General features: G+C 71.5%; 25 protein-coding genes. 9 read left to right on the top strand and 16 right to left on the bottom strand.

Annotation, left to right across the window (positions count from 1 at the left end):
* Positions 1–25: 25 nt before the first annotated feature.
* From DPM19_RS02220 to DPM19_RS02210, 3 genes are read right to left on the bottom strand one after another with little or no spacing between them, the layout of a single operon-like run.
* Positions 26–1,537 (bottom strand): class I adenylate-forming enzyme family protein, encoded by a 1,512-nt coding sequence (locus DPM19_RS02220; protein WP_111863054.1) that lies wholly within the window; start codon positions 1,535–1,537, stop codon positions 26–28.
* Between the two features lie 31 nt (positions 1,538–1,568).
* Complete coding sequence (locus tag DPM19_RS02215) at positions 1,569–2,810, bottom strand: acyl-CoA dehydrogenase family protein (protein ID WP_111863053.1); 1,242 nt, start codon at positions 2,808–2,810, stop codon at positions 1,569–1,571.
* 23 nt (positions 2,811–2,833) lie between these two features.
* Complete coding sequence (locus DPM19_RS02210) at positions 2,834–3,961, bottom strand: acyl-CoA dehydrogenase family protein (RefSeq protein ID WP_111863052.1); 1,128 nt, start codon at positions 3,959–3,961, stop codon at positions 2,834–2,836.
* Positions 3,962–4,306: 345 nt separating this feature from the next.
* Between DPM19_RS02210 and DPM19_RS02205 the strand changes: the two genes are divergently transcribed.
* Positions 4,307–4,696 (top strand): ArsR/SmtB family transcription factor, encoded by a 390-nt coding sequence (locus DPM19_RS02205; protein ID WP_111863051.1) that lies wholly within the window; start codon positions 4,307–4,309, stop codon positions 4,694–4,696.
* Positions 4,697–4,762: 66 nt separating this feature from the next.
* Positions 4,763–5,560: an enoyl-CoA hydratase/isomerase family protein gene (locus DPM19_RS02200; protein WP_111863050.1), complete on the top strand. Its 798-nt coding sequence runs from the start codon at positions 4,763–4,765 to the stop codon at positions 5,558–5,560.
* Positions 5,561–5,594: 34 nt separating this feature from the next.
* Here the strand turns inward: DPM19_RS02200 and DPM19_RS35595 are convergent, their stop codons facing one another.
* Positions 5,595–6,455 (bottom strand): hypothetical protein, encoded by an 861-nt coding sequence (locus DPM19_RS35595; RefSeq protein ID WP_111863049.1) that lies wholly within the window; start codon positions 6,453–6,455, stop codon positions 5,595–5,597.
* 165 nt (positions 6,456–6,620) lie between these two features.
* A complete protein-coding gene (locus tag DPM19_RS02190; RefSeq protein ID WP_111863047.1) occupies positions 6,621–7,643 on the bottom strand; it encodes a LacI family DNA-binding transcriptional regulator in 1,023 nt (340 codons plus the stop codon).
* Between the two features lie 223 nt (positions 7,644–7,866).
* Between DPM19_RS02190 and DPM19_RS02185 the strand changes: the two genes are divergently transcribed.
* From DPM19_RS02185 to DPM19_RS02165, 5 genes are all read left to right on the top strand, one after another.
* Entirely contained in the window at positions 7,867–9,036 is a 1,170-nt protein-coding gene (locus DPM19_RS02185; RefSeq protein WP_111863046.1) for a thiolase family protein, read from the top strand.
* A gap of 93 nt (positions 9,037–9,129) precedes the next feature.
* Positions 9,130–9,984, top strand: a complete 855-nt coding sequence (locus DPM19_RS02180; RefSeq protein WP_111863045.1) for a 3-hydroxyacyl-CoA dehydrogenase family protein — start codon at positions 9,130–9,132, stop codon at positions 9,982–9,984.
* Positions 9,974–11,392 (top strand): carboxyl transferase domain-containing protein, encoded by a 1,419-nt coding sequence (locus tag DPM19_RS02175; protein ID WP_111863044.1) that lies wholly within the window; start codon positions 9,974–9,976, stop codon positions 11,390–11,392. The genes DPM19_RS02180 and DPM19_RS02175 overlap by 11 nt, the downstream gene beginning before the upstream one ends.
* 25 nt (positions 11,393–11,417) lie before the next feature.
* A complete protein-coding gene (locus DPM19_RS02170) occupies positions 11,418–11,753 on the top strand; it encodes a hypothetical protein (protein ID WP_111863042.1) in 336 nt (111 codons plus the stop codon).
* A 10-nt stretch (positions 11,754–11,763) separates the two neighbouring features.
* Positions 11,764–12,702 carry a VOC family protein gene (locus DPM19_RS02165; RefSeq protein WP_111863041.1) on the top strand — a complete coding sequence of 313 codons (939 nt, stop codon included), beginning with the start codon at positions 11,764–11,766 and terminating at the stop codon, positions 12,700–12,702.
* Between the two features lie 100 nt (positions 12,703–12,802).
* On the opposite strand, the gene DPM19_RS02160 is transcribed toward DPM19_RS02165, so the two are convergent.
* Together DPM19_RS02160 and DPM19_RS02155 are read right to left on the bottom strand one after the other, a co-directional pair.
* A complete protein-coding gene (locus tag DPM19_RS02160) occupies positions 12,803–13,249 on the bottom strand; it encodes a MaoC/PaaZ C-terminal domain-containing protein (RefSeq protein WP_111863039.1) in 447 nt (148 codons plus the stop codon).
* A gap of 26 nt (positions 13,250–13,275) precedes the next feature.
* The gene (locus DPM19_RS02155; RefSeq protein ID WP_199484783.1) at positions 13,276–13,803 is read right to left on the bottom strand and encodes an FAS1-like dehydratase domain-containing protein; all 528 of its coding nucleotides are present in this window, start codon (positions 13,801–13,803) and stop codon (positions 13,276–13,278) included.
* Positions 13,804–13,940: 137 nt separating this feature from the next.
* Between DPM19_RS02155 and DPM19_RS02150 the strand changes: the two genes are divergently transcribed.
* On the top strand, positions 13,941–14,711 hold the full coding sequence (locus tag DPM19_RS02150; RefSeq protein ID WP_111863038.1) for an SDR family NAD(P)-dependent oxidoreductase: 771 nt from the start codon (positions 13,941–13,943) through the stop codon (positions 14,709–14,711).
* 68 nt (positions 14,712–14,779) lie between these two features.
* Here DPM19_RS02150 and DPM19_RS02145 read toward each other — a convergent pair whose 3' ends face one another.
* The 3 genes from DPM19_RS02145 to DPM19_RS02135 form a co-directional block, all read right to left on the bottom strand.
* On the bottom strand, positions 14,780–16,039 hold the full coding sequence (locus DPM19_RS02145; RefSeq protein ID WP_111863037.1) for an amidohydrolase family protein: 1,260 nt from the start codon (positions 16,037–16,039) through the stop codon (positions 14,780–14,782).
* Between the two features lie 56 nt (positions 16,040–16,095).
* Positions 16,096–16,965 (bottom strand): LLM class F420-dependent oxidoreductase, encoded by an 870-nt coding sequence (locus tag DPM19_RS02140; RefSeq protein WP_111863036.1) that lies wholly within the window; start codon positions 16,963–16,965, stop codon positions 16,096–16,098.
* Between the two features lie 230 nt (positions 16,966–17,195).
* A complete protein-coding gene (locus DPM19_RS02135; protein WP_111863035.1) occupies positions 17,196–17,801 on the bottom strand; it encodes a TetR/AcrR family transcriptional regulator in 606 nt (201 codons plus the stop codon).
* Positions 17,802–18,193: 392 nt separating this feature from the next.
* Between DPM19_RS02135 and DPM19_RS02130 the strand changes: the two genes are divergently transcribed.
* Complete coding sequence (locus DPM19_RS02130) at positions 18,194–19,339, top strand: cytochrome P450 (protein WP_111863034.1); 1,146 nt, start codon at positions 18,194–18,196, stop codon at positions 19,337–19,339.
* Between the two features lie 37 nt (positions 19,340–19,376).
* Here the strand turns inward: DPM19_RS02130 and DPM19_RS02125 are convergent, their stop codons facing one another.
* From DPM19_RS02125 to DPM19_RS02100, 6 genes are all read right to left on the bottom strand, one after another.
* The gene (locus DPM19_RS02125) at positions 19,377–20,195 is read right to left on the bottom strand and encodes a PaaI family thioesterase (protein WP_111863033.1); all 819 of its coding nucleotides are present in this window, start codon (positions 20,193–20,195) and stop codon (positions 19,377–19,379) included.
* Positions 20,196–20,313: 118 nt separating this feature from the next.
* Positions 20,314–21,222, bottom strand: coding sequence for a hypothetical protein (locus DPM19_RS35115; RefSeq protein WP_111863032.1), 909 nt, complete (start codon positions 21,220–21,222; stop codon positions 20,314–20,316).
* Positions 21,219–22,514 carry an MCE family protein gene (locus DPM19_RS02115; protein WP_111863031.1) on the bottom strand — a complete coding sequence of 432 codons (1,296 nt, stop codon included), beginning with the start codon at positions 22,512–22,514 and terminating at the stop codon, positions 21,219–21,221. Before DPM19_RS02115 ends, DPM19_RS35115 begins: the two co-directional genes overlap by 4 nt.
* 9 nt (positions 22,515–22,523) lie before the next feature.
* Complete coding sequence (locus DPM19_RS02110) at positions 22,524–23,516, bottom strand: MCE family protein (protein WP_158566678.1); 993 nt, start codon at positions 23,514–23,516, stop codon at positions 22,524–22,526.
* Positions 23,513–24,559, bottom strand: coding sequence for an MCE family protein (locus tag DPM19_RS02105; RefSeq protein ID WP_111863029.1), 1,047 nt, complete (start codon positions 24,557–24,559; stop codon positions 23,513–23,515). The genes DPM19_RS02110 and DPM19_RS02105 overlap by 4 nt, the downstream gene beginning before the upstream one ends.
* Positions 24,556–25,575, bottom strand: coding sequence for an MCE family protein (locus DPM19_RS02100; protein WP_158566677.1), 1,020 nt, complete (start codon positions 25,573–25,575; stop codon positions 24,556–24,558). The genes DPM19_RS02105 and DPM19_RS02100 overlap by 4 nt, the downstream gene beginning before the upstream one ends.
* Position 25,576: the final 1 nt, after the last annotated feature.

The following is a 25,576-nucleotide window of genomic DNA, read 5'->3' as shown; positions in this document are numbered from 1 at the left end:
TCCGGGGACAACCGGGTGGGAGCCGCTACGCCAGGACGGAATCGTCCCGGCGGTCGTCCCGCTGGAGGAGCGCCACCAGGTCCCGGCGCACCACCTTGCCGGTCGGCGTCGTCGGGAACTCCTCGACGAAGAGGACGTGTTCGGGGGTCTTGGAGCCGCGCAGCCGCTCGCGCACCCAGGTCCGCAGCTCCTCGGCGTCGACCTCGGCCCCGGGGCGGACGATGACGAACGCGCCGATCCGCTGGCCCCACTCGAGGTCGGGTACGCCGGCCACGACGCATTCCAGGACGGCGGGGTGGCCGGCGAGCACGTCCTCGATCTCGGCGGGCGCAATGTTCTCCCCACCACGGATGATCGTGTCGTCGGCCCGGCCGCGCACGAACAGGTACCCCTCCTCGTCGAGATAGCCACGATCGCGGGTCGGAAACCAACCGTCCGCACGCACCATGCTGCCGGCCTCCAGGTACTCCCCCGCCACCTGCGGGCCGCGCACCACGATGTCACCGACGACGCCGGCGGGGCACGGGTGGCCTTGCTCGTCCTGCACCTCGATCTCGACCGACGGCAGCGCGCGCCCCACGGAGCCGAGCCGCGCCCGCACCGCCGGGTCGGTGCCGGCGGCGGCCGTCCGGTGGTCGTCGGGGCCGAGCACGGCGATCGAGGAGGCGGTCTCCGTCAACCCGTAGGCGTTGACGAACCCGGTGCCCGGGAACAACCGGAGTGCCTCCTCGACGACCTCGGCGGCGACCTTCGCTCCCCCGTAGGACAGGGACTTCAGGGAGCCGGGTCCCGCCGTGCCCCGGGTGCGCAGTTCGGCCACGATCCGGGCGAGCATCGTGGGCACCACCATGGCGTGGGTGACCTGCTGGCGCTCCACGGTGTCCAGCCACGCTCCGGGGGTGAACCGGTGCAGGTAGACGATCCGGCGCCCGCTGTAGAGGTTCGACAGCGCGTTGGCGACCGCCGCGATGTGATACGGCGGGACGCTGACCAGCGTCGCATCCTCCTCCGCGACGGAAGCGAACTCCACCGAACCGAACAGGTACGCGGTGAGGTTCTGATGCCGCAACACCGCACTCTTGGGCGCCGCGGTGGTCCCGCTCGTCATCAGCAGCACGGCGATGGACTCGGGGTCGGTCGTCGTCGCCGCGGCCGACCCGGTGGAGACCGCCGGCAGCGCCAGGAACTCCGCCAGCCCGAGGGTCGGCAGGCCGGGCACCCGCTCGGGGGTGTCGGTCACCACGAGCGGCGACTCCTGACGGCTCATGATCTCGGCGAGCTGATCCTGTCCCAGCCGGTAGTTGAGGGGCAGGAACGGCACGCCCGCGAGGGCAGCGGCGAACAGCGCCACCGGGAACGCCCGGTCGTTCGGGCCCAGGTAGACCAGCCGGCGGGCGCCGGCGGCGGCGAGATGGTCGGCGCCGGCCAGCGCCCGGGCGCGCAGGCCCGCGCCGGTGAGGCCGGTGGTGCGGTCCCCGACCAGGACCCGGTCGGCCATGCCGTCGGCGACCATGTCGAGGATCATCGCGAGGTTCATCGAAGCTCCAGCACCCGTTGTCGCGGTCAGGTCAGCGGCCGCGCTTGACCTGCTTGAAGGGGACGTCGCGGTCCGGGGCCGCCTCGCGGGGCATGCCGAGCAGCCGCTCGCTGATGAGGTTGCGCGACATTTCGGTGCTGCCGCCGCCCAGGCTCCCGCTCTGCCGCATGAGGTAGCCGACGCCCGCCCGGCCGCCCATGCCCTGCTCGGCGCCGGCACCGGTCGCGACACCCGCCCCAGCGACCTTGAAGGCGACGTCGTCGCTCAGTTGGCCGGCCTCGGCGTGCAGCAGGCGCAGCATCGACGCGGCCGCCGGGGAGAGGGCGCCGCTGCCGATCGCCCGGGTGACCCGGTCGACCGTCTGCCCGTGCACCCGGTGCAGGGCCAGGTACTCGCCGACCAGCTCGCGGACCCGCGGGTCGCCCGCCCGGCCCGAGGCCCGCACGACGTCGAGCGGGGTCACCTTGGGCAGGGTCCGGGGGTGGCCCCGACCGCTGACGTAGGGGGAGCCGCCGCCCACGGCGGTGCGCTCGTGGAACAGCTGCCGGGACGCCACGGTCCAGCCGTCGTCGACCTCGCCGACGACGGCCGACGCCGGCAGCACCACGTCGTCGAAGAACTCCTCGCAGAACTCCCGGACCCCGTTCACCATCCGGATGCGGTTCATCGTGACACCGGGCGCCTTCGTCGGGACCAGGAACATCGTCAGCCCGCGGTGCTTGGAGACATCCCAGTTGGTACGGGCCAGGCACAACCCCCAGTCCGCCGCGTACGCGGAGGTGCTCCAGGTCTTCGCCCCGTTGAGGATCCAGTTGTCGCCGTCGCGATCGGCCCGGGTGATCAGACCGGCGAGGTCGGAGCCGCCGCTGGGCTCGGACAGGAACTGGCAGAGGATCTCCTCGCCCCGGATCGCCCCGCCGATCCGGTCGCGCTTCTGCTCCTCCGAGCCCGTGTCGAGCAGCGTGGCGGCGCAGATGCTGAACGTCGGCGTGTTCAGCAGCAGCGGCATCTCGTAGCCGTCGCTCTCCTCGGTGAACGCCTGCTGGTGGGCGAGCGTCAGGCCGAGCCCGCCGTACTCCTGCGGGAAGCAGATGCCGGCGAAACCGCCGGCGTACAGCATCTGCTGCAGTTCGCGGGCGCGCTGCCACTCGGGCTCGTCGTCCTCGGCCAGCGGGGGCGGCTCGTCCCCGGCCTGCCGCGGCATGTTCTCCGCCAGCCACGCCCGGGCGCGCAGGCGGAAGGACTCGACACTCTCCATCGTGCTCTCGGTCATCGCGGTTCAGCCCTTCGGCGTGTTCAGAGGGAGGCGAGGTCGGCGAGGCGGAGGCGGTGGTCCTGCGGGGTCCCGTACAGGGCCTGGTCCAAGGTGGCGCGCCGCAGGAAGAGATGCAGGTCGTGCTCCCAGGTGACCCCGATACCGCCGTGCAGTTGCACGCAGTCCTGGAGGATCACCAGCGACCGGTCCCCCACGTACGACTTGGCCACGCTGATCAGTTCGGCGGCGTTCGGCGTGCGGTCCTGAACGGCCGCGGCGGCCGCCTGGGTGGTGGCGTGGCAGGCCTCCAGCCAGGTCCGCATGTCGGCGATCCGGTGCTTGAGCGCCTGGTAGGACGCCAGCGGCCGGCCGAAGGAGTACCGGTCGAAGGTCCACTGCAGGGTGAGCGCGAAGGCCCGGTCCAGCACCGCGCAGACCTCGGCACACTGGATGAGGACGGCGATCTGGAACTGCCGTTCCAGGACCTGGAGTTCGCCCGGCGCGCCCACCAGGGTGCCGGCGCCGACCTGGACGCCGTCGAAGCGGACCTCACCGAAGGACCGGGACAGGTCCAGCGACCACTGCGGGGAGACCGTCACACCCCCAGCCGAGGTGGGCACCAGGAACTGCGCGACACCCTCCGGGGTCGCGGCCGTCACCAGCAGCAGATCCGCCTGCCCGGCGTCCTGGACCCGGTCCTTGACTCCGTCGAGCACGAACCCGTCGCCCGCCGGGGTCGCCGTGACCCGGGGCGCCAGCGGCGACCACTCCTGGCCGGGCTCGTAGACCGCCCAGCTCGCCACGCTCTCCCCTGCGACCAGCGCCTCGATCTCGGCGGTGTGGTCGGGGCCGGTGCCGTGCGCCTCGACGAGGCCGGCCACCACGACGTTCACCGGCAGCAGCGGCCCCGGGGCCACGCCGGCGCCCAGTTCCTCGGCGAGCAGGACCAGGTCGCGCACCCCCGCGCCGGAGACGCTCCCGCCACCGAGTTCCTCCGGCACCAGGGCCGCGGCCCAGCCCAGTTCGGCTCCCTTGCCCCACCACTCGCGGTTCCAACGGGGCTCGCCATCCCGCATGTCGCGGATGCGGTCGAGGGAGTACTCCTTGTCGAGGAGCCCTCTGGCCGAGGTCTGGAAGAGCTTCTGGTCCGACGAGAGCTCCAGCTCCATTCGGGACTTCCTCTCGCATCGTCGTGGGGTGCCGAGCGGCGAACGCCGGGACCGTGGGGGCACGGGCCGGCCCGCCCTGCTCGGGGCACTCCCACTGAACACCAGATCAGAATACTTGTCAATATATCGAAATATGTGCATCATGGTGGTGCGGTGCTCGAAATCCCACCGGAGCAGGACGGCTCGAACTGCTGGCGCCCGTGCCGGAGTGGGCGGAGATGCGGACAGTCGCCGATCAATGTCTGTGCGCCGTCTCACGTCGAAGGGAGAAGTCGTATGCTTTCCGTTCGGCTAAGTTCATAGTTGCCGAATACTGGAAACGTGGCGGAGAGCAGAGGAAGGCACATGTCCCAGGAACCTGTCGCCGCGACAGAGGTCTTCAAGGCGCTGGCCGACCCGATCCGGTGGAACATCGTCCAGCAGGTGGCGCAGCAGGAGGAGTTCGCCTGCAGCATCCTCGAGGACACGCTGCCCGTCTCCAAGCCCACCATTTCCTACCACACCAAGATCCTCACCCAGGCCGGGCTGATCGAGGTGCACAAGCGGGGCCGCAACTACTTCTACTCACTGCGCCGGGACGTGCTGCGCGAGGTGATCAACGAGCTGTGGGCCCTGGCGCCCGGGCCGCGCCTGGTCGGCGAGAGCACCGCCGACCGCGGCGCCAAGCGCCCGGCGCAGGCCCCGGTCGCGGCCGCCGCCTCGGGCGACACCGACGTCACTCTCCTCACCTGGTAGGAACTCCCGGCCCGCCGCCCCCGTCTGCCGTAGGGTTTCCGGCCTGACGAGAGAAGGGATCAGTGCATGGCGGCCGACTCCAGCGACGCGGTGGTGCTCTCGGAGCCCGGGACGGGCATCCGTCTGGTGACCCTGAACCGGCCGGCCGTCCGCAACGCGATGACCGAGGAGATGACCCAGGCCTGGAACCGGGCCATCGACGAGGTGGCGGCCGACCGGGAGACCCGGGTGCTCGTGGTGACCGGCGCGGGCAGTTCCTTCTGCTCCGGCGCCGACCTCTCCTGGCTCGACCAGGGCTCGGCCGAGGACGTCACCATCGACCGGCTGCGGGAGCGGATGCTGCCGTTCTACCGGAGCTGGCTGCGCCCGCGCGCCCTCTCGTTCCCCGTCATCGCCGCGGTCAACGGGCCGACGGTCGGGGCCGGCGTCTGCCTGATGCTGGCCTGCGACCTGCGGTTCGCCGGCCGCAACGCGCGGTTCAGCACCCCGTTCATCTACCGCGGGACCCACGGCGGGATGGGGGCGACCTGGCTGCTGCCCGAGGCGATCGGGGTCACCCGGGCCCGCGACATGCTCTACACCGGCCGCGAGGTGCTGCCGGAACAGGCACTGGACTGGGGGCTGGTGACCGGCGTCGCCGACGACGCGCTCGACCACTCCCTCGCGGTCGCCTCCCGGATCGCCGAGGCCGGCCCGATCGCGCTGCGGCTGACCAAGACGGGTCTGGAGCAGTCGGCCGCCGGGCTGGAGGCCTCGATCCAGTGGGAGGCGCTCGCACAGCCGGTCACGATGACGACCGCCGACCTGCACGAGGGCATCGCGGCCTTCCGCGAGAGCAGGATGCCGCAGTTCCGCGGCCGGTGACCCGCCTGGGTCACTCGCCCGGTCACTCGCTCCGTCAGCCGACCGAGCGGAGCGCAACCCGGGCGTGCCGCGCCATGGCGAGCGCGCCGAGCCCGGCCCGCTTGCCGGCCGCCAGCACGGCGCCGGGCTCGGAATCGGCCCCGGCACGGTGCGGCTGGACGGCCGAGTAGAGCCCCGGCACGGGCTGGTCGTCGCCCACCAGGACGGCTCCGGTCGTCTCGTCGACGCGCAGTTCGGTCTGGCCCGCGGCGGTGAAGGCGGGTGTCTCGCGCGCGGCGCACCAGGTGCGGACGGCCAGTTCCGGGGTCGGCCCGGCGCCGGTCTCCGTGGCGGGGACCGCGCGCAGCGGGCGGGGCCATGCCGGCGCCGCCGGCACTCCGCCGCCGAGCCCCGTACGCGCCGCGGTCCACATGGCGGGCCCGACGAACTCCCAGTGCCGCGGGTCCAGGGCGAGGACGACCGAGGAGCAGCCGACCTCGCCGACGACGAGGACCGACTGCCACACCGCGTCGGCGGCCCGGGTGAGGACGGGCGCGATGCCCGCCGGCGCCCGGTCGCCCGCCCGCTGCAGCCACCGGTGGCCCGCGGCGGCGATTCCCCGGGGCGGCAGCGTCGCGTAACCGACGCCGCTCACCTGCCCGGCGTCCACCACCAGTTCGTGCACGCGGAACTGCGCTCGCACCTCGACCCCGGCGGCGAGCGCCGCGGCCCGCAGGCCGGTCCGCAGCGCGTCACGGGACCGGGCGGCACGGGAGGCCAGGAGCCTGCGCTCCGCCGGAACGCCCTGGTCCAGGACCAGCACCCGCGCGTCGGCGGCGGCCGCCGCCAGGGCCGCCGCGGCGCCGGCCACCCCGAATCCGATGACCACCACGTCGACACGCCCGTTCAACGACATCGGCCTGCCTCCTTGCCAGCGTGTCCCCCGGGAGGGTTCCCCGCGGGACATCCCCTGTCGGCGCGCCCACTTTATGAAGGGTGGTGACACGTGTCAACGGGGACGATTCGCCTTCCTACCACGCCATATAGGTGAGGGACGCCGGCGGCCGAACCCCGTGTCGCGCTAGGTCGTCTCGCCGATCACCACGGTGAAGGCCTCGCCCGGATCGGAGATCTCGTCCAGGACCGCCGGGCTGCCGTAGGTCCGCACGAGGGAGTGCCGGATGTGCCGCAGGGCCGCGGGGACGTTGCTCGCGACGGTGGTCAGCCGGGGCGAGACCACCTGCCCGACGGCGGCGCGCTCGACGCCGATCACCGCAACGTCGTCCGGTACGGACAGCCCGCCGCCCTTCGCGGCGAACACCAGGGCGAGGGCGACCTCGTCGTTGTAGCAGGCGACCGCCACCGGCCGGCCGCACAGCACGAGGAGCCATTCCAGGGCCCGTCGCGCGCCTTCGGGGTCGATGGAGACGTGGATGTGCGCGGGCGGGGCGAGGCCCTCGTCCGCGCAGAACTCGGCGACGGCGTCGGCGCGCCCCTGCCCGTACGGGTCGTCCCGCTCGTCGGACAGGAACGCGTAGGCGAGCCTGGTGTACCCGCGGGAATGCAGGTGCCGGGCCTGCAGGCGCCCGATCCAGGTGTTGAAGCCGAGCGGGGCCGCCTGCGGCAGGACCGGGCAGCCGGCCCGTTCCACGGCGGCGAGGTCGGCGGCCGACAGCCCGCCCAGGTCGACGACCCCGGCCGGGCGCAGTGTCTCGATCATGTGCTGCAGCCGGGCCGACGTCGTGCCCTTCGTCCGGGACACGAAGTGCACGACCACGGTGAAGCCGAGGTCCTCGATGTCGGTCGAGAGGACCTCGATGACGTCCTGGAGCCGGATGAAGGTGGTGTGCGGCACGACCAGGATGATGAAGTCGCTGCGCCCCATGACCAGGGCGCGGCCCGCCGCCGAGGGGACGTAGCCGAGTTCGGCCGCGGCCCGGCGCACCCGCTCGACCGTGTCCGCGCTGAACCGCTCGACCTGGTCGTTGAGGACGTGGCTCACCGTGGCCCGGGAGACTCCGGCGAGCCGGGCGACGTCGACGCTGGTCGCCGGGCGGGAACGCGAAGAGGCCGCTTGTTCCCCGTCCACCGGTCGGCCGGCCACATCGTCTCCCGGAAGGTCGAAGAAGCGCTCCCCTCGTACAGAACCCCATTCTGCCCCACCGCGATGATGGAACCGTCGATGTGTCCAGGCTCACCCTGGGCAACACCCCGGAGATTGATTCGACATATTTACGAGTATAAAAACATAAGCTACTGTCGAACCGTCGCCGGGCGAATTCGCGCCGGGCGCACCATCCCTACCTTCGAGACAGTGAGGTGGTCCTGTGCCCGAAGCCGTGATCGTCAGCGCGGTCCGCACCCCGATCGGAACCGCGCGCAAGGGCACCCTCACCGAGACCCCCGCCGAGGATCTGGCCACCCACGTCCTCCGGGAGGCCGTCCGCCGGTCCGGCATCGCGCCCGAACGGTTCGACGACGTCATCTTCGGCGAGTCGATGTACGGCGGCGGCGACCTTGCCCGGCACGCCGCGGTCGCCGCGGGCATGACCCGGGTGCCCGGCGTGTCGATGAACCGGCACTGCGCCAGCAGCCTCACCGCCGTCGGGACGGCCGCGGCGAACATCCGGGCGGGCATGGACCGTGCCATCGTGGCCGGCGGCGTGCAGTCGTCCTCCCTCATGCCGGCCCTCGACTGGCGGATCCCGCTGGGCGACGCCACCGAGCGGCGCATCGCCCCGACGTTCCCCTACACCGACGACGCCACCGACGAGACGGCCATGACCGTCGGCTGGAACGTCGCCCAGAAGTACGGGCTCACCCGCGAGCAGATGGACGCGTGGGCCCTGCGCTCGCACCAGCGGGCGGTCGCCGCGACCGAGGCGGGCGTGTTCGCCGACGAGATCGTGCCCATCAAGGTGACCCGGCGGGACGGCTCCGTGGTCGAGTTCGCAGCCGACGAGCACCCGCGGGCCACCACCTCCGCCGAGAAGATGGCCGCGCTCCCGCCGCTGCGCCCGGACATCGAGGGGTTCTCGATCACCGCGGGCAACGCCAGCGGGTCCAACGACGGCGCGGCCGCGCTCGCCGTCGTCGCCGACGACCTGGCCCGGGCGGAGGGCCTCCGGACTCTCGCGACCGTGCGCGCCTGGGCGGCGGTCGGCGTCGAGCCGAAGTTCACCGGCGTCGGCGCGATCGACGCCGCGACCAAGGTCCTCGAGCGGGCCGGCCTGACGACGGCCGACATCGACCTCTGGGAGATCAACGAGGCGTTCGCCTCCGTCCCGGTGGCGACCTGCCAGGTGCTGAAGCTCGACGAGGACCGGGTCAACGTGCACGGCAGCGGATGCAGCCTCGGCCACCCGATCGCCGCGACCGGGGCGCGCATGCTGACGACGCTCGCCCACGAGCTGCGCCGGCGCGGCGGTGGCATCGGCCTCGCGACCATGTGCGCCGGCGGCGGGCAGGGCGGAGCCGTCGTCATCGAAGTCGCCTGAACACCGTCGCGTGAACCCCGTGGACCGGGCCGGGCTCCCGTCCGGCCGCCGTCCCCGTGGCATGCCCTTTCCCCTCGCCGAGGAGTTCCGGACATGAACATCAAGAAAATCGCCGTCGTCGGCTGCGGGACGATGGGCGGCGGCATCGTCCAGCTCGCCGCCCAGAACGGCCTCGAAGCCATCGGCATCGAAGCGGACCAGGCCGGCATCGACGCCGCCCACCGGCGCATCGCCGCCGGCCTGGCGGCCAGTGCCGCCCGTGGCAAGATCACCGCCGAGCAGGCCGAGCAGGCGCGCACCTGCTCCACCCTGACGACCGACCTGGCCGAGATCGCCCAGGCGGACCTCGTGGTGGAGGCCGTGTACGAGGACGTCGAGCTCAAGCGGCGGCTGCTCGGCGAGATCGACCGGCTGGTCGGGCCGGACACGCTCATCGCGTCGAACACCTCGACCATCCCGCTGGTCGTCCTCGCCGCGGCGACGTCCCGCCCGGAGCAGGTCGTCGGGCTGCACTTCTTCAACCCGGTGCCCGCCATGCGCCTGGTCGAGGTGATCAGGACCCCGGTCACCGAGCAGGAGTGCGTCAACACGGTGACGGAGCTGGCGACCCGGCTCGGCAAGGCGCCCGTCGTCATCAACGACGTGCCCGGCTTCGTCGGCAACCTGCTCATCGTGCCCTACCTGCTCGACGCGATCCGCGCCTTCGAGCGGGGCGTGGCCGACATGGAGTCGATCGACTCGGTGATCACGCTGGGCTTCAACCACAAGATGGGGCCGTTCCGGCTCAGCGACCTGATCGGCCTGGACATCGTCCACGACATGGCCGCGTCGATGTACGAGGAGTACAAGGACCCGCGCTACTTCCCGCCGCCGCTGCTCAAGCAGTACGTCCGGCTGGGGTGGCTGGGGCGCAAGACCGGGCGGGGCTTCTACACCTATGGCGATTGAGCCGCTCGCCCCGGCCGGGGCCGGCGTCCGCGTCGTGCGGGCGTGGGACGACGGGCTCCGCTCGGCCGACCCGCTGGGCTTTCCCGGGTACACCGCCCCGGCCTCGGCGCAGGAGTCGGTCCGGACGGCGCTGATCGAGCTCGGCGGGCGACCCGCCGTGTGGATCGACTGCGACTTCGGCCGGGCGGGCGGGACGATGGGCGCCGTCGCCGGCGAGCGCGTCGTCCGCGCCTTCGACCGCGCCGTCCGGGCGGGCGCGCCCGTGGTGCAGACGGTCTCGACCGGGGGCGCCCGGCTGCAGGAGGGAATGGTGTCCCTCCTGCAGATGCCGCGCACCGTGGCGGCCGCCGCACGGCACGCCGCGGCGGGGCTGCGGTCGGCCGCGTACCTGCGGTCGCCGACCACCGGCGGCGTCCTGGCGTCCTTCGTCTCCGTGGCCGACCTGCGCGCCGCCGAGCCGGGGGCGACGATCGGGTTCGGCGGCCCCCGGGTCGTCGCCGAGGTCACCGGCGCCTACCCGCCCCCGACGTCGCACACCGCGGAGTCGGCGCTCCGGCACGGGCTGATCGACGCGATCGTCGATCCCGGGCACCGCTGGCACTGGCTCGCCGCGGCCGTGGGCGCCGCCGACGCCGGTCCGCTCGTCCCGCCCCCGGGACGCCCGGCGAGACCCGGCACCGCTCCCCCGGGCCAGGCCCCCTACGAGCACCTGCTGCGCGCCCGCGATCCGGAACGGCCCTCCGGCCTGGAGTGGGCGGCGTGGCTCACCGACGCGTGGGTGGACCTCGGCGGAGCCGACCCGGCCGTGCGGGCCGGGCTGGCCGCCATCGACGGCCGGCAGGTGGTCGTCGTCGCGATGGACCGGTTCGCCGGGATCTCCCAGCCGGGAGCGCCGGGTCCCGGCGCCTACCGGCTGGCGCAGCGGGCGGTCCGGCTCGCGGGCCGGCTGCGGCTGCCGGTGCTCACGATCGTCGACACGCCCGGCGCCGACCCGCGTCCCGAGTCGGAGGCGGGCGGCGTCGCCGGCGAGATCGCGCGCACCCTGCTCGCCCTCGCCGAACTACCCACGCCCAGCGTCTGCGTGGTCGTCGGGGAGGGCGGCAGCGGCGGTTCCGTGGCGCTGGCGCACACCGACCGGCTGTTCCTCCTGGAGGGCGCGGTGTTCTCCGTGATCGGCCCCGAGGCGGGAGCCGCGATCCTCTACCGCGACCCCGCCCGGGTGCCCGAGCTCACCCGGTCCCTGCGGATGACCCCGGACGAACTGCTCCGCCTCGGCGTCGTGGACCGCGTGCTCCCGGAGGACGAGACCGCGGTGCGGGCGGCGGTGACACAGGCCCTGGGCCATGCGCGGGCGGGGGCGCGGGACGTTCGCCCCCACCAGGCGACGGCCGCGGCAGTGACGAGTTAACCGAAGCAGGAGGAGGAGAACGACAGTGGTCAGAGCAGCGCTGCTGGCCTGGGCCAGCCCGGTGCCGGATCGCACCGCGGAGTTCGTGGAGTGGTACGAGAAGGTGCACATCCCGGACGTGCGAGCGGCGATCCCGACGATCGAGAAGGTGATCCGCTACCGGCTCGTGGACCCGGCCGACTCCGGCCGACCGCCCCGGTTCCTCACCTTCTACGACCTCGGCGAGGTCGAGGTGGCCGCGGCGGAGGCCAGCCTGACGGAGGCCGCCACGTCCGGCCAGATGCAGTTGTCCCCCGCCATGGACCTGGCGGACAACCCACCGGCACTCCAGTGGTACGTCCGCGATTCCGGCGAGCTGTGAGGAGAACCATATGAAGCAACAGGTCAAGCGGACCGGGGACCACGGCATCGGGCAGATGATCCACGTCGTCCACATGTCCGACGACGCGCAGCGGCTGCGCAAGTTCTACGAGGACGTCCTGGGCGGCTTCGTGTACATGGGCGTCGACGAGCCGAACTACCTGCCCTGGGAGGACCGCTACGCGACCCTCCTGATGATCGGCGACCTGTGCATCGAGACCATGGCGCCGAAGATGCCGGCCAACCCCGACCTCCCCGTCGGGAAGTTCTACACGAAGTTCGGGCAGCATCTGCACTCGGTCGGGTACAAGGTCGACGACCTCGTCGGGCTGGCCGACCGGCTGCTGGAACGCGGGGTCTACATCGGCAAGCCCGGCGGCGGGAAGATCGAGAAGCTCGACCCGGAGACGGGTTACTTCTTCCCGAGCCCGCGGGACACCGCCGGCCTGATGGTGGAGCTGTGCCACCACGACATGCCCAACGACCCGCGGAACGAGGAGACGTGGTCGTCGCTGGTGCAGATGTGGCGGTCCCACCCGCTCACCATCGAGCGCTTCTCCCACGTCACCCTGGGCGTCCGGGAGCTCGAACCCGCCGTCGAAACCTACGTCGACACCATGCAGGCGATACCGGTCAGGACCGGCACGGACGACGGCCTGCGGGCGAAGTCCGCGATCCTGCAGCTCGGTGACTGCCTCCTGCAGCTCGCCGAGCCGCTGGACCCCGCCTCCGACCTCGGCCGGCACGTCGAGAAGTGGGGCAACATGATCTACAGCCTGCACTTCAAGGTGACCGACCTCAACTCGGCCGAGGCCTGGCTGAACAAGAACGACGTCCGGACCACCCGGGTCAACGAGGAACTGATCGTCACCGACGTCGAGGACACCTTCGGGGCGCCCCTCTTCTTCAGCACCGAGGAGCTCTCAGGCGATCCTTTCGCCGCCGCCTGAGCGCCACGACCACCAGCCCCCCGACGTCCACCTCCGGCGCCGGGGGGCTGGCGTCATGCGCGCCGGGTGCGCCGGGCGGGCCGTTCCGTCCGGAGAGGGTTCACCCCGAGAGCTCGACCCGGCCCTTCGCCGACGTGAGCCGTTCCCCCGTCTGCTTCTCCGCCCACAGGTCCAGTTCCAGCACGGTCGTGCCGTCCGCCCGGACCTCGCGGCCGCTGACGACGCCGCCGCAGGTGATCTCGTCGCCCTTGAGGGCCGGAACGCGGAACCGGCACTCCAGGTGCTCCAGCCGGCCCCGGTCGCCGAGCCAGTCCTCGACCATGCAGTGCAGCCAGCCCCAGACCAGGTTGCCCATCCCGATGGCGCCCGGGTAGCCGGCGGCCTGCCCGGCCTCGTCGTCCATGTGGATGCCGACGAACTCGTCGTTCACGGCGGCGTAGCGGTTCCACGCCTCCAGGCCGGCCGGCCGTACGAACGGCGGGACGGGGGCGTTCACCTCGAACTCCGGCGTCCGCGTGGACGCGCCGGGCGCAGCGGCGTAGGTCATCGGGTCCTCCTGGTCGGTCGTCGGGCTCAGTAGCGGATGAGCGTCATGCGGCGGGTCCTGACCTCGTCGCCGTCCTGGTTGGTCCAGGTCGTGGCGATGTCGGTCAGCAACATGGCGCCGAGCCGCCCCTCCCGTTCGGAGTAGCCGGCGATGGCGGACTCCGCAGTGATGACGTCGCCGGGCCGCATGGGCACCCCGGTGTAGGTGGCCGACACCCCGCCGTTGAGCGCCCGCCGGAGCTCCGGCGGGGTGACACCGAGGTAGTGCTCCATGGCGCCGGAGCTGCGGTATTCGGGCCCGATCTCGATCTCGCGCCCGGTGCCCGTCTCCTCGGCGGCCCCCCAGGCGAACGGGTTGAAGTCCAGCGGAGCGACGAGCCGGCCGGCCGCGGCGGCGCGGGGGTCGGCGTACCGCGATGGTGGTGTCTGCGGGAAGTACACCGCCAGCGCCCATTTGCGGATGTCGGACGCGCTGATCGGATACGAGACCTGCCGCCCGTAGGGCTGGCCGACGATGCCTTGCATGTCGGGCCGGACGAGACCGAGTTCGCTCATCTGCCCTATCCCCTTCGCCTACCTGTGCCGATGTTCCGGTGGAGATCATACACAATAGATTGACAGATATAGAAATTTCGTATTGATTGATCGTTGCGTGGCCGACACACTGGACCGCGCCGGCGAAGGAGGTCCGCATGACGGATGAGCGCACGCACACCGGCCGGCGCGCCCTGGTGACCGGGGCCGGGCAGGGCATGGGGCGCGTCATCGCACTCGAACTGGCCCGCCAGGGCGCCGAGGTGGTCATCAACGACCTCGCTGGCGACCGGGCCGACGCCGTGGCCGCCGAGATCACCATGGCCGGCGGCCGCGCGGAGCCGGCGCTCTTCGACGTCACGGACTGGTCCGCGGTGCGGCGGGCCGCCCAGGCGGTCGGCCCGGTCGACATCCTGATCAACAACGCGGGCAACGCCGGCCGGACGACGTCCCTGGGGCGGGAGGACTTCGCCTCCTTCATCGAGACGGCGCCCGACGACTGGGAGGGCTTCCTCCGCGTCAACCTGTACGGGGTGATGCACGCGGTCCGGGCGTTCCTGCCCGGCATGGTCGACCGCTCCTGGGGCCGCGTCGTGACCATCATCTCCGACGCCGGCCGGATCGGAGAGCCGACGATGGCGGCCTACTCGGCGGCCAAGGCGGGCGCCGCGGGGTTCAGCCGGGCGATCGCCCGGGAGGTCGGCCGGCACGGCATCACCGTCAACTGCGTGTCCCTGGGGACGATCACCCCGGAGGGGATGGACCCCGACGACCCCGCCCTGACCCGGAACCTGGGCCGGTACGTCATCCGGCGCACCGGCCGGCCGGACGAGGTGGCCGCGCTGGTGGCCTTCCTCTCCGGGCCGCAGGCGGGCTGGGTGACCGGGCAGACCTACCCCCTCAACGGCGGCTACTCCTTCTCGTCCTGAACGCGCGTCGGCGCGCGGCCCGGAGGCCGCGCGCCGACGTGGCGGACGAATCCGCTGCTCGGTTCCGCTCAGGAGGAGTGCGCCAGGTCGTACATCTGCCGCCACTCGTGCTTGGAGCGGATGGTCGTGTCGACGTCCGGCGACAGCGCGCGCAGCGCGCCGACGGTGGCCTGCTCCTTCGGGATGTGCTTGAAGGCGTCCCAGCCGAAGAAGCGGCAGGTGTTCTCGTACGTGATCATGTTGATCTCGTTGTCGGGCACGCCCGCGCCCTGCATCTCCGCGTGCACGAACTCGGGTGCGTTCGGCCAGATCGAGTCCGAGTGCGGGTAGTCGCACTCCCACGCGATGATCTCGACACCGATGTCGTGCCGCACCTTGAGCGCCGTGGGGTCGGTGACGTAGCAGGCCAGCGAGTGCTCCCGGAAGATGTCGCTGGGCAGCTTGCCGCCGAAGTCGTGTCCCAGCCAGCGCTGGTTGGTGTAGTGCCGGTCGCACCGGTCCAGGTAGAACGGGATCCATCCGATCCCCGCCTCCGACCAGGCGATCTTCAGGTCGGGGTACTTGGTCATCGCCCCGCCCCACAGCAGGTCCTGGGCCGCGAACGTGGACACCTGGGTCGCCAGGATGATCATGTTGTCGATCGGGGCGCCGGGGGCACCGTTGATCGCGCCGAAGCCCTGCCCGATGTGCAGGCACATGACGACTCCGGTTTCGGAGGCGGCCTGGAAGAACGGGCCCCAGTACTCCAGGTCGTGGTAGCTCGGCAGGCCCTGGATGTGGGGCAGTTCCGGCATGGTGATGGCACGGACGCCCTTGGCCGCCACCCGCCGCACCTCCGCGGCGAGCTCCTCCGGGTGCCAGACGGGCCCGAGCGCGAGGGGGATGAAGCGGCCGGGGTAGGTCGCCGCCCACTCGTCGATGTGCCAGTCGTTGTAGGCCTTCAGCATGATGAGCGCCAGGTCCTTGTCCTGCGCCTCCTGGAAGAACCGCGCGCTGAAGCCGGCGAACGACGGGAAGCACATCGAGGCGAGGATCCCGTTGCGGTTCATGTCCCGCACGCGCTCGTGGATGTCGTAGCTGCCCGGCCGCATCTCGGCGAAGGTGGAGGGGTTCATCCCCCACTCCTCGTTCGGCCAGCCCACGACGGCGTTGAGGCTGCTGGAGACGCTGGGGATGCCCTGGAACCACCACTTCTCGTAGCCGTTCTCGTCCATGATGGACTTCGGCGCCTGGTCCCGGTACTTCTCGGGGACGTGCCTCTCGAACATGTCGCGGGGCTCGATCACGTGGTCGTCGATGCTGACCAGGATCATGTCGTCGACGTTCATCCCGTTTCCTCTCTGGATGCGATTGCGTGCGTCGTGTTGGTCGGATGGGTGTGCGGTCACCAGCCGGAGATCTCCGGGATCACCTTCGCGCCGATCGTCTCCAGCGGCGTGATCGTGGCGACGTCGGGAACGGAGCTGTAGACCGTCGTGAAGCCCAGCTCGTGCAGCCGCCGCAGCTCCTCCAGCAGGCCGTCCACGCCTCCCGCGCCGTCGCCGGCGTACGGGAGGACGGCGGTCTTCTCGATGGCGTCCGCGTCGCGGCCGATCTCCGCGCAGTGCTCCCGCAGCCGGGTCAGCTTCTGCCCGGCGTCCGGGCCACCGAAGACGTTGAACGCGTCGGCGTACTTGGCGGCCAGCCGCAGCGTCACCCGCTCACCGCCGCCACCGACGAGGATCCGCGGGCCGGGGCGGGTCGGCGGCTGCGGCGAGTTGAGGGTGCTCGCCAGCTGGTAGTGCTCGCCGACGAAGGAGTCGCGGCTGTCGCTCCACATCTGGCGGCAGATCTTGATGGTCTCCTCCAGCCGGGCGTACCGCTCGCCGAGCGGGCCGAACGGCAGCCCGAGCCCGGTCGCCTCCTCGTCGTTCCAGCCGGCGCCGATGCCGAGCCAGGCGCGGCCCTCGGAGAGGACGTCCAGCGTCGTCACGATCTTGGCGAGCAGCCCGGGCGGGCGGTAGGTCGCGGCGGTGACCAGGGTCTGCAACTCGATCGACCGCGTCTGCCCGGCCAGGTAGCCCAGGGTCGTGTACGACTCCAGCATCGGCTCGTACTCCTCGCCGAGCATGCTGATCTGCCACAGGTGGTCGGTCAGGCTGAGCCGGGCGAACCCCGCGTCCTCGGCCGTTCTCGCGATCCGGGCCAGCGCCGGAGCCATCTGGTGCGGCGCACCGAGACCCGAGTAGTCGTTGATATGCAGGGCGAGTCTCATCTGGCGCTCCGAACAGCCCACGACCGGGCATCAACACTTCGACATATAGACATCCATCACATGATTACGCGGGCGCTCGTCTTACGCAACGAAAAGTCGCCACCAGGTTCGGAGCGCCGGCGGCACACGCCCCCGCCACGGCGGCCGGACGGAGTCCTGAACTCCAGCGGGTGGAACCCGGGCCGGTACCGAAGCCCCCGGCGACCAGAGCTCGCCGGGACTCCCGGGCGTCAGCTCGGCCGGAGGCTGACGTCGCGCGGGCCTTCGAGGCGCTCGATGTGCCGTTCGACGAGCGCGAGGGCGTCGTCGTGACCGGTGGACATGCCCAGCGCCTTCTCCATCATGATGATCCGCGAGACGCCCGTCATGATCACCACCAGCGCGCCGGCCGAGAACTCGTCCGTATCGACCTCGTAGCGCCGCACCAGATCGGACACGACCTCGAGCTGGTCGCGGCGGAACTGGTCGGCATACCGCGCGATCTCCGCGCGGATCGTCTTGCGCTGGCTGGCCAGGCCCACGAGTTCCATCGTCAGCGAACTGGGCTCCAGCTCGGTGCTGAACTCCCACAACGCCCACAATGGCTGCGGCGACGCCAGCGCCTCGGCCTGATATCGGAGCGCCTCCTCGGAGCGGCGCTGCAAAACAGCCATGAACAACTCGTCCATACTGCGGAAGTAATAGTGCACGAGCTGGGGCTTGAGGCCGGCCGCGGCGGCGACGCGCCGCGAACTCACCGCGGCGTACCCCTCCTCCAGCAGAAGCCGCTCCGTCGCGTCCAGCAGGACGGCTCGATTCTTGGCGTCCGGCGCACCCAACCTGCGAGACGACGCCATGCCATTGCCTCCACAATCTAGGACGACTGCCACCTGGATTCGCTGGCCATCGTAGCGTGGCCTGCTGGTACGACCCCGATCATGCGATCCAACTCACGCTGATCGAGTGCTCGGCAGCGGAGGCGAGGCGGGACTCGACGCCCGGGACGCCCGCGGACCGCACCTCTTGACCAGCCGAAATCCGGGTGGTACAAACCTTTTCATATCGACGCTGTGCGACCGCTCAGCACGGTCCGGAAAATCCTTCCGTAAATGGCGGTGGCCAGCTGATCGATTCGCGTGAGCATGCAAGAAATCAAACGCCCCGTCAATGCAGCGCCGACGCGAGACGCGGAGGAACGCGAGTGAGCACGGATGACTCTGTCTACTGGGATCCCTACGATTTCAGATTCATGCGGGACCCGTATCCGGTGTACCGCCGGCTCAGGGAGGAGGCGCCGCTGTACTACAACGAGAAGTACGACTTCTACGCGGTGAGCCGGCATGCCGACGTCGAGCAGAGCCTGCCGGACTGGAAGACGTTCTCCTCGGCCCGCGGCAACATCCTCGAGCTGATCAAATCGGATATCGAGATTCCCTCGGGCACGGTCATCTTCGAAGACCCCCGGGTCCACGACATCCACCGCCGGCTGCTCGCCCGCATCTTCACCCCGCGCAAGATCAGCGAACTGGAACCGCAGGTGCGGGACTTCTGCGCGCGCACCCTCGACCCGCTGGTGGGCACGGACCGCTTCGACCTCGTCGCCGCCGTCGGCGCCGAAATGCCGATGCGCGTGATCGGCATGCTCCTCGGCATCCCCGAGGCCGACCAGGCGGCCATCCGCGACGCGACCGACGAGAACCTGCGCACCGAGGGCAGCGGGCAGATGGACTTCACGGACGGCGCGATCCCCAACAACGAGACGCTCGTCGACTACCTCGACTGGCGCCGCGAGAACCCCTCCGACGACCTGATGACCGACCTGATGAACGCCGAGTTCGAGGACGAGAACGGCACGCGGCGCACGCTCACCCGGGACGAGGTCGTCACCTACATCACGGTCGTCGCGGGCGCCGGCAACGAGACGACGGGCCGGCTCATCGGCTGGGCCGGGGCCGTCCTGTCCGACCACCCCGACCAGCGCCAGGAACTCGTGGACGACCCGTCGCTGATCCCCAACACGATCGAGGAACTCCTGCGGTTCGAGCCGACCGGCCCGTCCATCGCCCGCTACGTCACCGCGGACACCGAGTTCCACGGCCGGACCGTGCCCGCGGGCAGCGCCGTCCTCTTCCTGGTGGCCTCCGCCAACCGCGACGAGCGCCGCCACCCCGACCCGGACCGGTTCGACATCCACCGCCGCATCGGCCAGCAGCTCACCTTCGGCCACGGCGTCCACTTCTGCCTGGGTGCGGCGCTGGCCCGGCTGGAGGGCCGGGTGGCGGTGGAGGAGATCCTGCGCCGCTTCCCCCGATGGGACGTGGACTGGGACAACGCCAGGATGGCGCAGACCTCGACCGTCCGCGGCTGGGAGACCCTGCCGCTCGTCCTCGGCTGACACCGCGCCCGCCCCGGCCCGCCGGGCGGAACCCGGTTCAGCCCCGGGGCGGGAAGGTCCGCGTCGTCGCGGAGACGGTGAGGCGGCCGTCGCTGCCGGCGTCGCGCACGTCGACCCGGGCGAGATCGCCGTGCACGGCCGCCGTGGCCACGAGCGGGCCGACGCGCGCCGGCCGCAGGTACCGCATCGCGAGCGACGCCAGGGTGGTCCCCGGCGCCCGCGAGAGCACCGCCTCCTCCGCGGCGAGCGCGATGAGGCCGCCCTGGATCGTGTGCGAGGCGTTGAGCGCGTCGTCGGATCTGGCGAGCACCGCGACACCCGGCTCGCGGCGCTCGCATCCGGCCCGCTCGGCGAAGGGGGCCGTCAGCGGGCCGCCGGCGTGCCTCCCGGCGAGGGTGGTGGCGAGGGGAGGCAGGGTGAGCGTGACGTCGGGGGCGGCCATGAACGACGCCGTCCCCATGGCGACGGGCTCGCCGCCGTCGGTGGTGAAGTCGACGCTGGCGACCGCGACCGACCGCCCCGCCTTGATGATCCGCCCCACCCCGTGCAGGCTCGCGCAGGCGGGGGGCTCTCCGTACAGGTCGACGGCCAGTTCGAGCGTCACCGGGACGCGGGGGGCCAGGAGCCCGCCGATGAGCATGCCCGCGAGCACGTCGGCCCAGGTGGCGAGGATCGACGTCCGCACGAAACCGGTCCCCGGCACGTACATCTCGGGGACCACGGGAGCGCTGCCGTGCAGTTCGTCGCCCACGAGCCGGACCGCCATGCCGAGCTCGCTGACGATGTGGGTACGCGGCTCCGCGTGGCCGTCCGCGCCCGTGCCCGCTTCCCGCTGGTGAGCCTCGATATCCCCCATTGAGAGGCTTCCTCTCATTTTTCGAGAGCAACATTCGTAATGCAAGCGCCACGATAACACGCCGCAGGGAGCGTGGATCTTGCGCCCTCGGCGTGGGTGGTCCGCGCCTGCCGGCCCGTCAGGGGGACGGCTGCGGGCTGGGCGCCACGACCCCGTTCTGCTGCGGCTTCTCGACGGTCCCGTCGGGCTTGGTCAGGGTTTCGTCGTCGGCGGGCAGAGTCGTCAGGCCGTCGACCCGCCAGGCTCCCCGCTCCAGCACCAACTCCAGGAGGAGCTTGGTGCCCAGCACCCGGCGCACGCCCATGGTGCTGCGGACCTCGCTGTCCAGGACGACGAGGGTCTTGGCGTTCTGCCCGTCGAAGGCGTTGAGGTAGGTGTCGCGGACGGTGGCGGTGGCGTTCGCCCGGTACTTGGTGATGACTTCGGCGAGCCCGTCGAAGGCCGTCTCGTAGGTGCGCCCGAAGTCGGCGGACGTCAGGCCACGGATGCGGGCCCGCGCTCCGGGCAGGTCGGTGTGGTTGTAGGCCAGCAGGGCCCGGCCGAACTCGGCGGACCGGTCACGCACCTGCTGCTCGGTCTGGTCCCGGGTGGCGAGCCGGTCGGACTCACGCCACTGGATCACCGCCGTGACCACGGCGGTGGCGAACACCAGGGCGAGAGCCGCCACCGCCAGCCGCCGCGACGTCCCGGTCGGCAGGTTCGGCCTGCGCATCCGCCCGCCCGCGGCGGGCACCGCCTTCTCGGACACCGCGTCCTCGGATTCCGTGTCCTTGGGCTTCGTGTCCTCGGGCTTCGCGTCCTTGGATTCCGTGTCCTTGGGCTCCGTGTCCTCGGATTCCGCGTCTTCGGACACCGCCTCCTCCGGCACCGCCTCCTCGGCTGCCACCTCCTGCCCGGCGTCCTCGACCCCCGTATCCCGCGCCTCCTGCTCGGAATCGGCGGCGACCGAACCGGTGTCGGCGGGCTGCTCCGCGTCCTCCCGCGCGGTGTCGGACGGGGACGGCTTGCCAGTGGTCTTGGCGGTCATGCGTTCTTCCTCCGATGGGGCCGGTTACGCATCCTGCGGACGGTGTGGGCGGCGGTACCGAGCAAGATCAGGGCGGCGGCGATCGGCGGCAGCAGCGGGAGCCAGCGATCGTCCCCGTCCTCCGCCGCCGCGGCGGGCGTGGGCGCGATGGTCTTGAAGACCCGGTCCACCTCCGTGCCGGCGGGCTTCCCGGCCGGGCGGTTCCGGTTCCCCTGGCCGGGCTGCTCGGCGTTCCGGGTGGCGGCGGTGTCGCGGCAGATGTACTGCGGCGGAACGGTGGCGCCGGGCAGCCGCTCGGGATACTCCTGGGCGTTCGGAACCGGTCCCCCGACGGTCAGGAGCAGCTTGAGCCGGATGTAGGTGCTTTCGGGCCGCACGGTGGCGACATCGTCGAGGAGCCCGGGAATCGTCCCGTGCATCTGGCTCATGGCGTGGTGGACCGCCTGGGAGTTGCGCTGGTTGAAGAGGGAGGGCGCCGGTGTGCCCAGCGCGGTGAACAGGCACCGCAGACCGGGCCGGGAGTCCTTCAGCAGCGCGTTCGTCTGGTCGAGGAATCCGGGCGCGTCGGTGAGGAGGGCGTCGATGCTCTTGCGGGAGTCACGGAGCGTGGCGGTGAAGGCCGCCAGGTCGTTCGTTCCGGCGGCGAGCTGCGGGCCCTTGGCGGAGAGGGTGCCCGCCAGGGCGGTCAGCTGGACCGCCAGGGCGTCGAGCACGCCCGCCTGATCGGCGATGGTCTTGGTGGCGTGGTCGAGGTCGGCGAGGGTGTCGCGAAGGTCCTGCCCCCGGCCGTTGAGACCGACCGACAGCTCCCGGGTGACCGTCTTCAGGTCGGCGGGCTCGACCGCGCCCAGCATCTTCCCGGCGCTGTCGAACAACCGCTGGTACTGCACGGCGGAGGTGGTGCGCGCGAGCGGGATGACGTCCCCGTCCGCGAGCCGCGGTGCCGCGGCGGCCGAGGGCGGCGAGCTCAGCTCCACGTAGGGTTCGCCGACCGCGGACTTGCGGAAGACCTGGGCGATCACGTTCCCGGGGACCTCGGTCCCGGCGTCGATGAGCAACGAGACGTTCACCCGGCCCGGCCGCAGCCGGATCGTGTCGACCTGCCCGATCGGCACACCCAGGTAGTCGACTTCGAGGCCGGAACGCAGGCCGGGCGAGGAGGCGAACTCCACCTCGACCCGGAACGGCTTCTCGCCGAAGCGGATCGGCAGCAGGGTCAGCACCGCCCAGGTGATCATGACCGTGGCGATGACGGCGAAGACGCCCAGGTTCAGCAGGATGCGCGGCTTCATCACGGCCTCCTATCTCGGTGCCAGCAGTTGCCGGATCTGCGTGTTGAAGTCGGGCCGGGGCGCGGCCTGGCCCGGCAGGAACCCGCCGACCCACACGAAGGCGAGCGCCTGCCCCTCATGGGTGATGCGCGGGGTGTCGACGAGCTTGGTGAGCAGGTCCCTGGTCACGGTCTTCAGCTGGTCCCGGCCGCGGATCATCGTGGTGAGGACCGCGTCGAGCCGCAGCAGCATCGCCCGCAGCCGGGCACCGTGCCGTTCCTGGATCACGGAGTTGGCCGACCGGGCGAGGTCGGTCAGCCCGGTCAGGGCCTTCTTCAGCTCGGCACGGTCCTTGCGGACCCGGGCGGTCATCTCCACCAGGGAGCCGGGCAGCCGGTCCAGGTCGGGGGCCTCCGCGGCCAGGGACGTGCTGAGCCGTCCCATCCCGTCGATCACGTCGCGCAGGTCCTTGCCGGCGGCGGCGTAGCTGTCGGAGATCTCCGCGGCCTCTTCGATGATCCGGTGCAGTTGCGGGCCCGATCCGCCGAGGCCGGAGGAGAGCCCGCCGACGATGTCGTCCAGGTTCTCCCCGCCGAGCGCGGCGAGCACCGGCCCGACGCGCGCGGTGATCACTTCCAGGTCGGGTTGGAGGCCCGTCCGGGTGATCTCGGCGCCGCTGGTCAGCGCGGCGGCGGTGTACGGCGCGTGCCCGGAGGGCGGGGTCAGCCGGACGTAGTTCTCCCCGAGCAGGCTGGTCTTGGCGATGGTGGCGCTGGTTCCGGCCGGCACCCGCGTGTCGTCGACCAGGGAGAGCGTCACCCGCGCGCGGTACCCCTGGAGCCGGATATTGGTCACCGAGCCGACATGGACGTCGTGCATCTGGACGCCGTGCCCCACCACGAGGTTCTGCACGTCGTCGAAGACCGCGTACAGGGTCAGCCCGCCCTTGGGGGCGCCCAGGGTCTGCAGGGAGCAGCCCGCCGTCACGGTGAGGGCGAGCAGCACCGCCAGGACACGTCTCACGGCCGTCCCCTCCGCTCGATCGTCTTCGGACAGTTGCCGATCGGCTTGTCCAGGCAGGGCACCCGGCCCCAGCCCATCTGGTCGAAGATCGGCTGAAGCCAGATCCGCAGGGTCGCGTTCAGCTGGACCCGGACGGCGATCGTGTGGGTCTTCCGGTCCCAGGCGTTCTCCATCGCGTCGGTGAAGCGCGCCAGACCGACCATGGCCTGCGACAGCGCGGCGCTGTTGGCCTTCAGGGTCATGACCAGCGACGACGCCTGGGAGACCGTGGTGGGTAGCGTCTCGCGGTAGGCGGTGACGACCACCTGGCCCTTGCGGATGAGCGTCGTCAGCCCGACGAGCAGGTTCTTCAGCCGGGTCCGCTCGTCCGCCAGTTGCGCGCTGGTCGCGCTGAACGCGTCGATGAGCCGGCGCAGGCCGGCGTCATGCTTGTTGAGTGAGGTCGCGAGGTCGCGCAGTCCGGTCGCGGCCGCCGTGATCTGCTCGTCCTGGGCCGCGAGACCGCTGGCGAGGTCCGTGGTGGTGGCCAGCGCGTCGTTGACGCTCTTGCCGCGGCCGTCGAGGAGTTCGGCACCGGTGTGCAGGAGCCCCCGCACCTTGGTGGGGTCCAGGGAGTCGGCCAGGTCGGTGAAGGAGTTCAGCACCTCGTCGATCTCGACGGGGGGTTCGGTGCGGTCGACCGGTACGACCGCACCGGGGGCGGCCCGCTTCATCCCCGGTTTCCAGGGCGGGTACAGGATGACGCTGCGCTCGCCGATCGCGCTCTCCGCGGCGATGGTGGCGCGCACGTCGGCCGGAAGCGGCACATGATCGTCGACCAGCAGTTCCACCCGGACCTTCCGGCCCTCGATCCGGACGTCCTTCACGTCGCCCGAGTCGGCTCCCATGACCTTCACCCGGGACTTCTCGTACAGGGACGGCGCCTTGGTGAAGTACACGACCACCCGGTAGCCGCCGGGCGTGCCGAGCACGGAGCACCCGCCGGCCGAGAGCAGCAGGCCGAGGCCGAGCAGGGCGGCCGTGACGGCGCGTCGGGGCCTCATCGTCCTCCTCCGTACTGGCCGCTCAGCTTGGCCAGGTCCTCGGGCGCCAGCGGGCCGATCTGGGTGCCGACCGCGTCGAGCCACGGGCCGTGGGAGTTCATGGAGGTGAAGTTGTTCAGCGCCGGACCGAGCCAGGCGAGCATGGTGTTCATGTCATCCAGTTGCGGGGTGAGCGTGGCGACGGTGGCGCCCAGGTCGTCCATCAGGTCGACCAGGGCCTGCTGCTGGGTGTCGATGAGCCGGGAGATCCGGGTGACCGCGCTGTCACCGCTGCCCAGCAGGACCGACAGCTCGGCCTGGCGGTCGCGCAGCTGGTCCAGGAGACCCTGGATGCCGTGGGCGAGCCGGACCAGCTGCGCGTCCTTGGACCGGACCTGGGTCAGCAGCCGGTTGCTGCTGGCGACCAGCTCGCGCAGCTGCGGCCCGGACTCCTGGAGGGTGTCGGCCAGCGCGGCCAGGTCGTGCAGCGCCCGGGTGAGGCGCTCCCGGGTCTGCGGGGAGATCCCGCCGACCTGGTCGATGACGTCTCCGATCAGCTTGGTGTCCAGTTGCTTGAGCGTCGTGGCGCCGGAGGTCACGACGTCGTTGGCGGTGACGGGCAGCCGGGTGCGCTCCTGCGGGATCCGGCGCCGGTCCTCGGGCAGGTCGGACACGTAGGGGCGGGTGACCGGGCCGCTGAGCCGCAGGTAGCGGCCGCCGAGGATGTTCGTGGTGGAGATCTCCGCACGGCTCTGGGCGCCCAGGTCCACGTCGTGGTCGACCTTCCAGGTGACGAGGACGATGCCCCGGGCGAAGTCGGGTTCGACTGCGACGACCTCGCCGACCTTGATCCCGGCGACGCGGACCTCGTTGCCCGAGTGCAGCCCGCCCGTCCCGGCGAACACGCCGGTCATGGTGTACCGGTTCCGGAACAGGCCCGTGCTGCCGACGAAGAACACCGCGACCAGGGTCAGCACGATGGTCAGCAGCGAGGCGACCCCGACCGCCACGGGGTTCCGGTCTCGGAAGGACTTCATC

It is taken from the genome of Actinomadura craniellae (assembly GCF_003289645.1).
Lineage (GTDB): Bacteria > Actinomycetota > Actinomycetes > Streptosporangiales > Streptosporangiaceae > Actinomadura_D > Actinomadura_D craniellae.
This window is presented reverse-complemented; position numbering and strand designations above follow the sequence as displayed.